This window comes from Niveibacterium microcysteis (genome assembly GCF_017161445.1).
Classification (GTDB): Bacteria; Pseudomonadota; Gammaproteobacteria; order Burkholderiales; family Rhodocyclaceae; genus Niveibacterium; species Niveibacterium microcysteis.
The window spans coordinates 4220989-4233749 of the sequence record NZ_CP071060.1 but is presented as its reverse complement, the minus strand read 5'-3'; the positions used below and the strand labels follow the sequence as shown (position 1 = coordinate 4233749).

The following is a 12761-nucleotide window of genomic DNA, read 5'->3' as shown; positions in this document are numbered from 1 at the left end:
TCGCGCCGGTGTCGACCTGCCGACGCAGCTGGCGCACACTCGGGCCCGTGGATTTCATCTACATCAAAATTCCCGTCAGCGAGACGCTGGCGAGCCAAGCGCACACGCTTCACGAAGCGCTCGAAACCGCGCTCGCGGCGGAGTCGACCGGTGCCGTGATCGGCTGGGGTGCCTCACTCGAGGGCGTGCCCGATGGTCGGCCCACGCGGGTTGCCTTTCACCGCATCGACATTGAGGCCGCCCAGGTTGACCGGGCGCGCGCCGTGCTCCGGCAAGCGCTGAGCGCATTCGGCGTGGCGCCGGGCAGCGAGCTGCACTTCACGCAGGCCGGTGCGCAAATGCTCGAAGTCCTCGGCGCGCAGGGTTGGGGGCCGCCGCAGGCGCTCGGCGAGGCGTAGCACCGCTGCGTCGCCACATGGGCCGCAGCGTTTTCGGATGAGGGCGAGTTGATGGCGTCGAATGGCTGGTTCTTCTGGGCGCTGCTGTCGGCTGGCTTCGCCGCGCTGACTGCGATTTTCGCCAAACTGGGCATCCGCGGTGTTGATTCCGACTTTGCCACGCTGCTGCGCACGATCGTGATCGTGTTCGTGCTGGCGGCCTTTGTTGGATATGCGGGCAAGTGGAGCGACCCACGCGCGCTGTCGTGGAAGACGCTGCTGTTCCTCACGCTTTCTGCGTTCGCCACCGGCGCGTCCTGGGTGTGCTACTTCCGGGCGCTGCAGATCGGCGAGGCGTCGAAGGTCGCTCCGGTCGACAAGTTCAGTCTCGTACTCGTCGCCTTGTTCGCGTTTGCCTTCCTCGGCGAACGGCCGTCGCTGCGTGAGTGGTTCGGCATCGGGCTCGTCGCCTGCGGGGTGCTGGTGCTGGCGATGCGCTGAGCGCACAAACGGCGATGCTCAGCGTGTGCTGGCCGGCTTTCGGTCAAAGGCCGCTTGCAGGTACTGCAGTAGCGCCTGCAACCGCGCCGGTTGGTACTGGCGGCTCGGATAGACCGCATACAGCGGGACCTGCTCGGTCTGCGCTTCCGGAAACAGGTTGATCAGCCGCCCGGCATCAAGATCGGCCTGCATGTCGAGCCGCGATTTGTAGGCGATGCCGTAGCCCTTCAAGGCCCATTTGCGTACCAGTGCGCCATCGTCGGCCGCACGGTCGCCACTGACCTGCACCTCGCGCGCGCGGCCATCGAGGAACAGCCGCCAGTGGTTGTAGAGCTCGCCGTTGCGGTAGAAGCAGATGCAGTTGTGCTCGGTGAGTGCCTCGATCGTTTCGGGGCGCCCGTGGCGTTCAAGGTAAGCGGGGGCGGCGCACAGCACACGGTCGTTGTCGCACAGCTTGCGCGCGATCAGCGCCGAGTCGCGCAGCAGGCCGTAGCGCAGCACGAGGTCGATCGGGTTGCGGTAGAGGTCGTGCATGCCATCCGACAGATGCATCACGATGCGGATCTGCGGGTGCTGTTGGCGGAAAGGGTCGAGCAATTCGTCGAGATGATCGCGCCCGAGGTCCGACGGCGCGCCGAGGTGCACCTCGCCGGACAGGCCCTCGCGGCCGTGGCGAAGCGCAGCCATGCCCTCTTCCAGCAGCTGTGTGGATTGCACGCAGTAGCCGAGGAAGTCTTCCCCGGCCGGTGTGAGCCGCAGCGAGCGGGTCGAGCGCTCGAAGAGCTGGCTGCCCAGCTCACGCTCCAGCCGCTTGATCGCCGCACTGGCGGTCGCGGGCGTCAGCCCCAGCTGACGTGCCGCGCCGCTGATGCCGCCGGTTTCGCTGACACGGATGAAAAGCTGGATCTCCGACAGGTGGGGCATATCACACCCTTTCTCAAATGGCGTTTGATAGTAAATCAAAGCCGTCACGGATTATCGTCGTCCGCGCGAACTCGTAAAGTTGCGCCATCACTTCGCTGCAACTCAGGAGAACACCATGCCCCGCGCGTTCCGCCCCCAAACTCGATCTGACCTTTGGGAGATCCGCAAATGAAGGCAATTGCCTATCGCAAGCCCGGTCCGATCGACGCTCCGGACAGCCTCGTCGACCTTGACCTCCCGCGCCCCGAAGTGGCCGGCCGCGATCTGCTGGTGCAGGTCCAGGCGGTGTCCGTGAATCCGGTCGACACCAAGGTGCGCAGCGGCGCACCGGTGGCCGGAGAGGCCCGCGTTCTGGGCTTCGACGCTGTCGGCGTGGTGCGCGAAGTTGGCCCGCAGGTCACGCTCTTCAAGCCGGGCGACGAGGTCTGGTACGCAGGCGCGATCGACCGGCCCGGCAGCAATGCCGAGTTTCAGCTGGTCGATGAGCGCATCGTTGCGCGGCGCCCGCGCACGCTGTCGGCCGCCGATGCCGCCGCGTTGCCGCTGACCGGCATCACCGCGTGGGAACTGTTGTTCGACCGTCTGCAGGTGCCGCTGGCCGGTCACGGCCAACCGACGGCGCTGCTGATTGTTGGTGCCGCGGGCGGCGTCGGGTCGGTATTGATCCAGCTGGCGCGCCAGCTCACCGGGCTCACCGTAGTCGCCACTGCGTCGCGGCCGGAAACGCGCGAGTGGGTGACGTCACTCGGCGCCCACCATGTGATCGACCATCGTCAGCCGATGGCGCCGCAGCTTGCCGCGCTATCGCTGCCGCCGCTGGGCTATGTGATCAGCCTGACGCAGACCGATCAGCATTTCGAGCAGCTCGTCGAGGTGCTCGCGCCGCAAGGCAAGCTTGCGTTGATTGACGATCCGGGCCCGATCGATGTGCGGCTCTTGAAGCGCAAGAGCCTGAGCCTGCACTGGGAACTGATGTTCACCCGTTCGCTCTACCAGACCGACGACATGCAGGCGCAACACGATTTGCTCGGCGAACTCGCCAAGCTGGTGGATCAGGGCGCGGTGCGCAGTACTGCACGCGTGCATCTGGGCAAGATCAACGCAGCCAATCTGCGCGAAGCGCATCGTCTGCAAGAGACCGGCACCGCGATCGGAAAGATCGTGCTGGAAGGATTCTGAGACGCAGCCGCGTCCCGACCAGGAAGAACACCATGAGCCAACTTTTTACGCCGTATTCGATCGGCCCCCTCAAACTCGAAAACCGCATCGTCATCGCGCCGATGTGCCAGTACTCGGCCGAAGATGGCCATGCCACCGATTGGCACCGCATCCACCTCGGCCAGCTCGCCTTGTCGGGCGCCGGGCTGCTGATCATCGAAGCGACGGCGGTCGAGCCGATCGGGCGCATCTCTCCGGCCGACCTCGGGCTGTGGTCAGACTCGACCGAGTCCGCGCTGGGCGCCGTGCTGCAGAGTGTGCGCAAGTATTCGTCGATGCCGATCGCGATCCAGCTCGCCCACGCTGGTCGCAAGGCGGGCAGCGCAACCCCCTGGCTGCCGGGTAGCGGCGGCGACTGGCAGAACGCGGCGCCCTCGGCGCTGCCGTTCAACGATACGGATGCACCGCCCGCGGCGCTGGATCGTGCCGGACTGCAACGTGTGCTACAGGCCTTCGTGACGGCCGCGCAGCGTGCCCATCGCATTGGCATCGATGCGATCGAGCTCCACGCCGCGCATGGCTATCTGTTGCATCAGTTCCTTTCGCCGCTGTCGAACCAGCGCACCGACGAATACGGCGGCTCACTGGAGAACCGCATGCGCTTCCCACTGCAGGTGTTCGATGCGGTGCGTGAATCGGTGCCGGCCAGCATGCCGGTGGGCATCCGGATATCCGCCACCGATTGGGTCGAGGGTGGCTGGGACCTCGAGCAGAGCGTCGGGCTTGCGCAGGCGCTGGCGAAGCGTGACTGCGCCTTCATCCATGTTTCCAGTGGCGGGCTTTCACCGCAGCAGGCGATCACACCGGCGCCCGATTACCAGGTGCCGCTGGCCGCCCGCATCCGTGCCGAGTCGGGGCTTCCGACCATTGCCGTCGGTCTAGTGACCGAAGCCGAGCAGGCCGAGGCGATCGTCGCGCGTGGCGACGCGGACATGGTGGGCGTGGCACGCGTGATGCTGTACGACCCCCACTGGCCGTGGCACGCCGCCGCCAAACTCGGCGCGCAAGTGAGCGCACCGCCGCAGTACTGGCGTTCGCAGCCCCACGGCGTGCACAAGCTGTTCAAGGCGCAGTAACGGCGCAGGTGCGATCTCTGAGCGGGCCGACGACGGTCGGCCCGCTTCGCTCTGCATGCACGGGCTGCGCAAACGCGAACAATTCGTATTTACGTGCGCGGCGTGGACGGGTACAGTGCTGGCGTGATGTTTCCCGGAGTACCGCCATGTTTGCCCGTACCGTTCTGACACTCGCCTTTGCCACGCTCGCTACCGCCGCCGGCGCCCAGGAGAAGGTCCTCAACCTCTACTCGGCCCGTCACTACCAGACCGACGAGGCGCTCTACAGCAACTTCACCAAGCTCACCGGCATCAAGATCAACCGGATCGAGGGCAAGGAAGACGAATTGCTGGAGCGTATCCGCAATGAGGGCGCCAACAGCCCGGCCGATCTGCTGATTACCGTGGATGCAGCGCGGCTCGCGAAGGCCCATGACCTCGGCCTCTTCGCGCCGGTCAACTCGCCGGTACTCAATGCCCGCATTCCGGCGCATCTGCGTACCGAAGACTGGTTCGCCTTCTCGACCCGTGCGCGCGTGATCATCTTCAACAAGCTCAGCGTCAAGCGCGATCAGGTGCAGACCTACGACGATCTCGCCGCACCGGCGCTCAAGGGCAAGGTCTGCAGCCGCTCGGGCTCGCATCCGTACAACCTGTCGCTGCTCGCATCGATCATCGCCAACCAGGGCGAGGCTCGGGCCGAAGCCTGGGCACGTGGCGTGGTGGCGAACTTCGCACGCCAGCCCAAGGGCGGCGATACCGACCAGATCAAGGCGGTTGCTGCCGGCGAGTGCCAGGTTGCGACGGCCAATACCTACTACATCGCGCGCATGATGCGGTCGGACAAGCCTGAAGACCGCAAGGCGATCGAGCAGATCGGCGTCGTATGGCCGAACCAAGGCACGACCGGCACGCATATCAACGTGTCGGGCGCCGGCATGCTGAAGACGGCGCCGCACCGTGAAGCAGCGGTGAAGTTCCTTGAATACCTCGCTTCGGACGAGGCGCAGCGCTACTTTGCCGATGGCAACAATGAGTGGCCGGTGGTCGACGGGCTCAAGATCGCGAACCCGGCTCTCGACACGCTCGGCAGTTTCAAGGCCGACAAACTGCCGGTGAAGGATCTCGCGCAGTACCAGGCCAAGGCGCAGATGATCTACGACCGCGCCGGATACAAGTGAGCGGTTGCAGGTGAACGGAAAAGGCCGGGCATGCCCCGGCCTTTTTCATGGTGAGTGCTTACTTGCGGGTGCGCGCAATCTGGCGCGACAGCGCGATCAGCGGCAGCAGCCCGACGGCGACAATCGCTAGCGCTGCAGTGGAGGCTTCCGTCAGGCGCTCGTCCGCGGCCAGCGTGTAGGTCTGCGTGGCAAGGGTGTCGAAGTTGAACGGCCGCATCACCAGCGTGGCCGGCAGCTCCTTCATCACATCGACGAAGACCAGCAGACCTGCGGTAAGCAGGCTGCCGCGCAGGATCGGCGCGTGCACCCGGCGCAGGATCGCGAAGGCGCCGTCGCCGAGGCTGCGTGCTGCGTCGTCCATGCTGGGCGTGATCTTCGCAAGACTCGCTTCGACTGTTTGCAGTGCCACTGCGAGAAAACGCACCAGGCAGGCATAGACCAGCGCGGCGATGCCGCCGGTCAGCAGCAAGCCCGGGTTGTGGCCAAACCACTGTTGCCATTGCAGGCCGAGCCAGGTGTCGAGCCGCGTGACCGGAATCAGCACGCCGACCGCGATCACCGCGCCGGGCACCGCATAGCCGAGTCCGACGATGCGATTGAGGCCCTGCGACAGCCAGGTCCTCGAGACCCGTGCCGAGTACGCAAGCAGCAGCGCGAGCAGCACCGCCAGGGCGGCGGTGGTCGAGGCCAGCACGAAGCTGTTGCGCGCCAGTGTCAGGAAGCGAGCGCCAAACTGGGCGTCGCCTTCGGTCAGTGCCATCTTCAGCAGCAGGCCCGCAGGCAGCAGGAAGCCGGCCGCCAGCGGTAGCACGCAGGCCAGTACCGCAGCTGCCGCAGCCGGGCCCCGCAAGCGGGTACGCATCGGCGGGCGGTTTCGGTTGCCGGCGTTGTGATAACGGGCACGACCACGCGTCAAGCGCTCCAGTGCAATCAGCAGCAGCACGAAGCCAAGCAGGATCGCGGCGAGCTGGGCGGAGGCTACACGGTCACCAAGCGAGAACCAGGCTCGGTAGATGCCGGTGGTGAAGGTATCCACCGCGAAGTAGGCCACGGTGCCGTAGTCGGCCAGCGTTTCCATCAAGGCCAGCGTAATGCCGGCAGCGAGCGCTGGCCGCGCGAGCGGCAGCGAGACGCTGAAGAACGCGCGCCACGGCCCCTGGCCCAGGGTACGCGCGGCTTCCAGCACGCCGCCGGCACGCTCGATGAAAGCGGTACGCGCGAGGAGGTAGACGTAGGGGTAGAGCACGCAGACGAACATCGCGATCGCGCCGGGCAGCGAGCGCACATCCGGAAACCAGTAGTCGCCGTGTGACCAGCCGAAGGTGTTGCGTAGCGCCGTTTGCACCGGCCCGACGAACTGCAGCAGGTCGGTGTAGACGTAGGCCATCACATAGGCGGGCACCGCCAGCGGCAGCACCAATGCCCACTCGAACACGCGCCGCCCCGGGAAGTCATGCATCGCCGTGAGCCATGCCGTCGCGGTGCCGACAATCGCGACACCGCAACCGACCCCGACGCACAGCCGAAGCGAATTGCCGATGTAGTCGCCCAGCACCGTCTCGCTCAGATGCGCCCAGGTCGCGCTGGTGCCACCTACCAGCAGGTTGAGGCCCACGCTTGCAACCGGCAGACCGGTCAGCAAGGCGATGACGAGGGCAATCGCGACGAGAGGGGTGAGAAAACGCGAAGCGGGCATGGGCGCAAATGCGAATTATAATCGATACCCATGTTCCGACTCGAACTCAAAGCCGTCGTTCAGCGCTACGGCGCGCGCACCGTCGTCAATGGCGTCGATCTGAGCCTTGCCGCTGGCCGCATCGCGTGCCTGCTGGGGCCCTCGGGCTGTGGCAAGACCACCCTGTTGCGTTGCATCGCGGGTTTCGAGCCGATTGCTGGCGGCGAGATCTGCATCGATGGCAAGCGCGTCAGCGCCCCCGATCACCGCGTCGCGGCCGAGGCGCGTCAGATCGGCATGGTGTTCCAGGACTACGCGCTGTTCCCGCACCTCGATGTGTCGCGCAATATCGCCTTCGGCATCCGCGCCTTGCCGGCCGAGGCACGCGCGGCGCGTGTCGCCGAGTTGCTGCAACTGGTCGGCCTGCAGGGGTACGGCGCAGCCTACCCGCATGAGCTCTCGGGTGGTCAGCAGCAGCGCGTGGCGCTGGCGCGGGCTCTCGCACCGAGACCGCAGCTTGTGTTGCTCGACGAGCCGTTTTCAAGTCTTGACGTCGATTTGCGCGAACGGATCGCCGCCGAGGTGCGCGACATCCTGAAGCGCGAAGGCGCGACGGCCTTGCTGGTGACGCACGACCAGCATGAAGCCTTCGCGATGGCCGACGAAGTGGGTGTGATGGCCGAGGGCACGCTGCGCCAGTGGGACACCCCCTACAACATCTACCACCGCCCGCGCGATCGCTTCGTTGCGGATTTCGTTGGTCAGGGCGCCTTCCTGCCGGGCCGTGTGGTGGATGCGCGCAGCGTCGACATCGAGCTTGGCCGTCTGCGTGCAGCCGAGCCGATCGTGTGTTCGCGCGACGGGGCGCTGTGCGAAATCGACAGTCAGGTGGATCTGCTGTTGCGCCCGGACGACGTGGTGCACGACGATGCGAGCGACTTGCGCGCGGAAGTGGTTCAGAAAGCGTTCCGCGGTGCCGATATTCTCTACACCCTGCGTCTGGCGAGCGGACGCGAAGTGCTCTCGCTGGTGCCCTCGCACCACAACCATGCCCTCGGTGAGCTGATCGGGATCCGCCTCGATGCGGATCATGTGATCGCATTCCGGTCCGACTGATTCGGGCGTGGCAGCATGCTTCGCGGTGGCCGACGCTGGGGTGTTTGCGGAGGCGTAATGCACTTGGGGTGGCGATGGGGGGTGAGGGTTTGCGGCATGCTGGCGCTGTGCGGCGGCTTGCTCGCACCCGTGGTGGGCGCGGCGGCCGCGTCGCAGTTGGACAAGGTTCGCGCGAGCAAGACCCTGCGGGTATGCATCTGGCCCGACTATTACGGACTCAGTTTCCGTAACCCGAAGTCGGGCGTACTGAGCGGCCTCGATACCGACATGGCGCGCGAATTCGCGCGCGACCTCGGGGTGACCTTGCAGTTCGTTGACACCACCTTCGGCCGCTTCATCGAAGACCTGGATGGCGACCGCTGCGACATCGCGATGATGGGGGTGGCAGTGACGCCTCAGCGGGTCGAGAAGCTCGCTCTCTCGCGGCCCTACCTGCGCGGCGATGTCTATGCGGTGACAACGCGGCACAACACGCGCGTGCGGAGCTGGCAGGATATCGATCGCCCGGGCACCCGCGTCGCCGTGCTTGCCGGGACCTATCATGAGCCGCTGATGCGGGAGCGCCTGCAGCAGGCAGAGCTGGTCGTGATCGTGCCGCCGCGGACGCGTGAGGCGGAGCTGGAGGCTGGGCGCGTTGACGTGTTCATGTCGGACTTTCCCTTCACCCGCAAGATGCGCGACAACCACGACTGGGTGCGCGTGTTTGCGCCGCCGACGCCTTACTTCATGGTGAATGCCGCCTACGCGGTGAAGCAGGGCGACAGCGCCTGGCTGCAGCGTGTGGACGCGTTCGTCAGCGCCATCCGCGCGGATGGCCGGCTGTTCGCCGCCGCACAGCGGTACGGGCTTGAGCCGATGATGATCAAGGACTGATCGGGTGCCGCAAATCAACCTTCTGCGCTCGCCGGCATGGCGTTCCGACCCACGCCGCAGCTGTGCTGGAGTTGGCGATGAGCACTGAGCCGCGACAGGGCTTGCGCGCGATACGCCTGCCGCGTGGCATCGGTGCGGTGCTGGTCGCCTTCTGCCTGTTCGGCCTCATCGCGGTGCTGTATCACGCCAACCGGCTGCGCAACGAGGCGGTGCTCACGCATCGTACGCTCGCGAGCAACGTGGCCCGCGTGGGCGAGTATCAGGTCACGTTGATGATGCAGATGATCGACCGCCAGCTCGACGCAAGCCTGGTCGGCTGGCGCGAACAGCCGGGCAATCAGGCGGATGCCTTCGAGGCCCAATTGCAGGGCGCGATCAACGGCTTGCCGGCGATTCGTTCGCTCGCGATCGTCGCCAAGGATGGCCGCATCCTCGCCAGCTCTGCGCCTGGGGTGCGCGGGCGCAGACTCGACGCGGCGGCGGTGAGGGCGATCGGCGGCGCCAGCGACGCGACGCTGTTGCGCGTTTCCGGCGTGTGGATCGGGCGCGACCTGGGCGACGGCGAGCCGTCGCCGGGCCCGGTCGATGCGCGCGCATCGGCGTATTTCTTTACCGTCGCGCGGCCGCTGGTCGACGCTCATGACGAGGGATACGTCGTTGCAACGATCAATCCCGATTACTTCGTCAATCAGCTGGCCAGCGCTGCTGCGCGTGAGGACTTTCTCGTTTCGGTGTCGCGTTACGACGGCTTGATGCTGCTGTCGACCGCACCTGAGCAAGCGGCGCCTGGCACCGACCAGTCCGCGGACCCACTTTTCAGCAAGCTGCTGCTGGACCGCGAGATCGGCCTCGCCAAGGGGGCCGACCCCGCGGTGTCCCGCGCATACCATGCTTCGCGGCTCTATCCGCTGGTCCTGCAGGTGCGCTTCACGCAGGACACGATCCTGCACGACTGGCGCCGCGAGATGGGCAACCTCGCCGCGATGAGCATCGGTGCCCTGGTGTTCGTGCTGGTGTTCGGCGGCTTGGTGCACCGGCTGCAGGTGCGTCGCGAGCGCGAGCAGATGGCCGCGCGGGATGCGCTGGAACTGGCGGCCAGTGTGTTCGACGCCGCTTTCGACGGCATCATGATCACCGATCCGCAGTGCCGGATCCTGCGTGTCAACCGTGCCTTCACGCAGATCACCGGCTACACCGAAGGCGAAGTGGTCGGCCGTACGCCGCATGTGCTGTCGTCGGGCCTGCACGAGGCGGACTTCTACCGCGAGCTGTGGCAAACGATCAACCGTGAGGGGCGCTGGCAGGGCGAACTGATCAATCGTCGCCGGTCCGGCGAGCTGTACCCGGAGCATCTCGCGATTTCGGCGGTGAAGGATGCCCAGGGGCGCGTGTGCAACTACATCGGCACGTTCAACGATGTGACCGAGCGCCATCGCAGCGAGGCCGCGCTGCGCTCTGCAAAAGAGGCGGCCGAAACCGCCAACCGCGCGAAGAGCCACTTCCTCGCCACCATGTCGCACGAGATCCGCACGCCGATGAACGGCATCCTCGGCATGGCGCAGTTGCTGCAGATGCCGGACCTGAGCGACGCCGAGCGCGAGGAGTACGCCCGCACCGTGCTGAGCTCCGGCGAAACGCTGCTTACCTTGCTCAACGACATCCTCGACCTGTCGCGTGTGGAAGCGGGGCGGATGGACCTCAACCCGACTGCGTGCATGCCGGCCGTGCTACTCGACGAGACCTCGGCGCTGTTTGCCGATGCCGCGCAACGCAAGGGCCTCTCCATCGAAACGCATTGGTCGGGCGATGCGCTGGATACGTTCTGGCTCGATCCGGTGCGTCTGCGCCAGATGCTCTCGAACCTGATCAGCAACGCGATCAAGTTCAGTGTCCGCGGTGTGATTCGCGTCGAGGGCGAAGTGCTGTCGCGTGAGTCCGATACCGTGCAATTGCGCTTTGCGGTGACCGACTGCGGCATCGGCATCGCACCGGACAAACTTGGCATGCTGTTTCAGCCGTTCAGTCAGGTCGACACCGCGGCCACCCGTTCGGCAGGTGGCAGCGGACTGGGGCTTTCCATCGTGCGCAGTCTTGCGCTGCTGATGGATGGCGATGTGGGCGTGAGGAGCGAGCCCGGCGAGGGCGCCTGCTTCTGGTTCCGCATCCAGGCGCGATTGCATGGCGCGGCCGCCGCGGCCAGCCCGGCGCTGCGCCCGGCGTTGCAGTCGCTGCCGCATTCACATGGCGAGGACGAGGCGCCTCTCATCCTGGTGGTGGAAGACAGTCCGACCAACGCCAAGGTGATCGAGACGATGCTGCTGCATCGGCACTATCGCGTGATGGTTGCCGGCGACGGACTGCAGGCGGCAGACCTGCTCGCACAGGGTCACTCGCCGGATCTGATCCTGATGGACTGTCAGATGCCGGTGCTCGACGGCTTCGCCGCGACGCGGCGCATCCGGGAATGGGAGTCCTCGCTCGGTCGCGAACGCGTGCCGATCGTCGCGCTGACCGCCAACGCCTTCGCCGAGAACCGCGCGCAGTGCTTTGCTGCCGGCATGGACGACTTCCTCGCCAAACCGGTGGTGCTCAAGACCCTGCTGGAAGTGCTTTCGCGCTGGTTGCCGCAGCGCGAAACGGTGGCCAGCGATGCTTGATCTTACGTCGATTCTCTTTGCCACCACGCTGGTCGCGCTGTGCATGGGGCTGATGCTGCGCGTCTTCATTCGTGGTTTCGATCCGCTGATGCGCGGTGCGCGCCCGATTGCGTGGGCCTGCCTGATGCTGGCGTGTGGTTCAGCGGCGAGTGCGCTGCGCGTGCTCGGGCCGGCGTGGTTGTCGCTCGCGATCGTGCTGGGCAACTTTGGCACGCTCGCCAGTCAGGGGCTGATACACCTCGGGCTCTGTCGCCTGATCGATCGCCACGCGCGTCTGCCCTATATCGGCGCGGTGCTGGCGTGCAGCTTCATCGCGTCGGTCTGGTACACCTTCGCGATGCCCAGTTTGATCGGGCGCGTCGCGGTACTCAGCGTCGGCCTCTTGGTCACGGTCTTGCTGACCTTGTGGGAACTGTATTGCAGCCTGCGCCTGCGCCGCTCGGTCGTGACCCTGGGGTTGATCGTCACCCTCGGTGTTCTGGCCGCGACCCTTGCCTTGCGCGCCGCGTCGGTATGGGTGTTCCGCGACGACTTCGACCGCTTCTATACCGACTCGCCGCTGCAGCCCTTGCTGCTGGTGGTGGTGATGATCACGCTGGTGCTGGGCATCCTGATGTGCATGATGCTGCTCGGCGAGCGTGCGCTTCAACGCCTGCGCGAGAACGCTCGCCGTGAAGACTTGCTGACCGGCCTGCCCAACCGCCTTGCCGCCGACGAGGCGATCGAAGCGGCGCTCGAGCGCAATGCACCACGCGGTCGGCCGACGACCGTAGTGCGGGTGGATCTGGATAACTTCCGCCAGTTCAACGACTGGTATGGCCACGATGTGGGTGACGCGGTGCTGCGCCATGTCACCACCTGCATCCGCAACGTGATGCCGCGCAGCTGCCTGCTCGCACGATGGGGTGGCAAGGGCTACATCGTGGTGATGCCCGATGCCGGGCCGGAGATCGGTGCCGGGCTCGCGCGCGACATCGTGCTGGAGATCAGCCTCAGCCCGCTCGAACTCGGCCACTTCGACATCGAGATCGCCGCCTGTGCCGGGGTCGCCTGTTCCGTGCGCAGCGAGTCGACGACCGACGCCTTGATGCTCAGTGCCGAAGCGGCGCTCGACCATGCGCGTCGCAACCCCGACGGCACCGCTGGCGTGCGCGAACTTGACTGAGCCCCGCGCGGTACGTCGC

General features: G+C 66.1%; 11 protein-coding genes. 9 read left to right on the top strand and 2 right to left on the bottom strand.

Translation table 11 applies throughout. The features are described 5' to 3' along the window. Positions 1-47 precede the first annotated feature (47 nt). Positions 48-398 carry a hypothetical protein gene (locus JY500_RS19215; protein WP_172203445.1) on the top strand — a complete coding sequence of 117 codons (351 nt, stop codon included), beginning with the start codon at positions 48-50 and terminating at the stop codon, positions 396-398. Positions 399-449: 51 nt separating this feature from the next. After that, a complete protein-coding gene (locus JY500_RS19210) occupies positions 450-878 on the top strand; it encodes an EamA family transporter (RefSeq protein ID WP_246479695.1) in 429 nt (142 codons plus the stop codon). Between the two features lie 18 nt (positions 879-896). On the opposite strand, the gene JY500_RS19205 is transcribed toward JY500_RS19210, so the two are convergent. Next, the gene (locus JY500_RS19205; RefSeq protein WP_206254221.1) at positions 897-1802 is read right to left on the bottom strand and encodes a LysR family transcriptional regulator; all 906 of its coding nucleotides are present in this window, start codon (positions 1800-1802) and stop codon (positions 897-899) included. Positions 1803-1970: 168 nt separating this feature from the next. On the opposite strand from JY500_RS19205, the gene JY500_RS19200 reads away from it, so the two are divergent. From JY500_RS19200 to JY500_RS19190, 3 genes are all read left to right on the top strand, one after another. Continuing rightward, the gene (locus JY500_RS19200) at positions 1971-2981 is read left to right on the top strand and encodes a zinc-binding alcohol dehydrogenase family protein (protein ID WP_206254220.1); all 1011 of its coding nucleotides are present in this window, start codon (positions 1971-1973) and stop codon (positions 2979-2981) included. A gap of 32 nt (positions 2982-3013) precedes the next feature. Then, on the top strand, positions 3014-4096 hold the full coding sequence (locus JY500_RS19195; protein WP_206254219.1) for an NADH:flavin oxidoreductase/NADH oxidase: 1083 nt from the start codon (positions 3014-3016) through the stop codon (positions 4094-4096). Between the two features lie 146 nt (positions 4097-4242). Continuing rightward, complete coding sequence (locus JY500_RS19190) at positions 4243-5256, top strand: Fe(3+) ABC transporter substrate-binding protein (RefSeq protein ID WP_206254218.1); 1014 nt, start codon at positions 4243-4245, stop codon at positions 5254-5256. A gap of 58 nt (positions 5257-5314) precedes the next feature. Here JY500_RS19190 and JY500_RS19185 read toward each other — a convergent pair whose 3' ends face one another. Beyond that, positions 5315-6952 carry an ABC transporter permease gene (locus JY500_RS19185; RefSeq protein ID WP_206254217.1) on the bottom strand — a complete coding sequence of 546 codons (1638 nt, stop codon included), beginning with the start codon at positions 6950-6952 and terminating at the stop codon, positions 5315-5317. Positions 6953-6982: 30 nt separating this feature from the next. Here JY500_RS19185 and JY500_RS19180 point away from each other — a divergent pair, with 30 nt between their 5' ends. The 4 genes from JY500_RS19180 to JY500_RS19165 all read left to right on the top strand — a co-directional run bounded on the left by JY500_RS19180 (position 6983) and on the right by JY500_RS19165 (position 12742). Next, positions 6983-8047 (top strand): ABC transporter ATP-binding protein, encoded by a 1065-nt coding sequence (locus JY500_RS19180; RefSeq protein WP_206254216.1) that lies wholly within the window; start codon positions 6983-6985, stop codon positions 8045-8047. A 96-nt stretch (positions 8048-8143) separates the two neighbouring features. After that, positions 8144-8920 carry a substrate-binding periplasmic protein gene (locus tag JY500_RS19175; RefSeq protein ID WP_206254215.1) on the top strand — a complete coding sequence of 259 codons (777 nt, stop codon included), beginning with the start codon at positions 8144-8146 and terminating at the stop codon, positions 8918-8920. Positions 8921-8997: 77 nt separating this feature from the next. Continuing rightward, positions 8998-11577 carry an ATP-binding protein gene (locus JY500_RS19170; protein ID WP_206254214.1) on the top strand — a complete coding sequence of 860 codons (2580 nt, stop codon included), beginning with the start codon at positions 8998-9000 and terminating at the stop codon, positions 11575-11577. Then, on the top strand, positions 11570-12742 hold the full coding sequence (locus JY500_RS19165; RefSeq protein ID WP_206254213.1) for a GGDEF domain-containing protein: 1173 nt from the start codon (positions 11570-11572) through the stop codon (positions 12740-12742). The genes JY500_RS19170 and JY500_RS19165 overlap by 8 nt, the downstream gene beginning before the upstream one ends. Positions 12743-12761 lie beyond the last annotated feature (19 nt).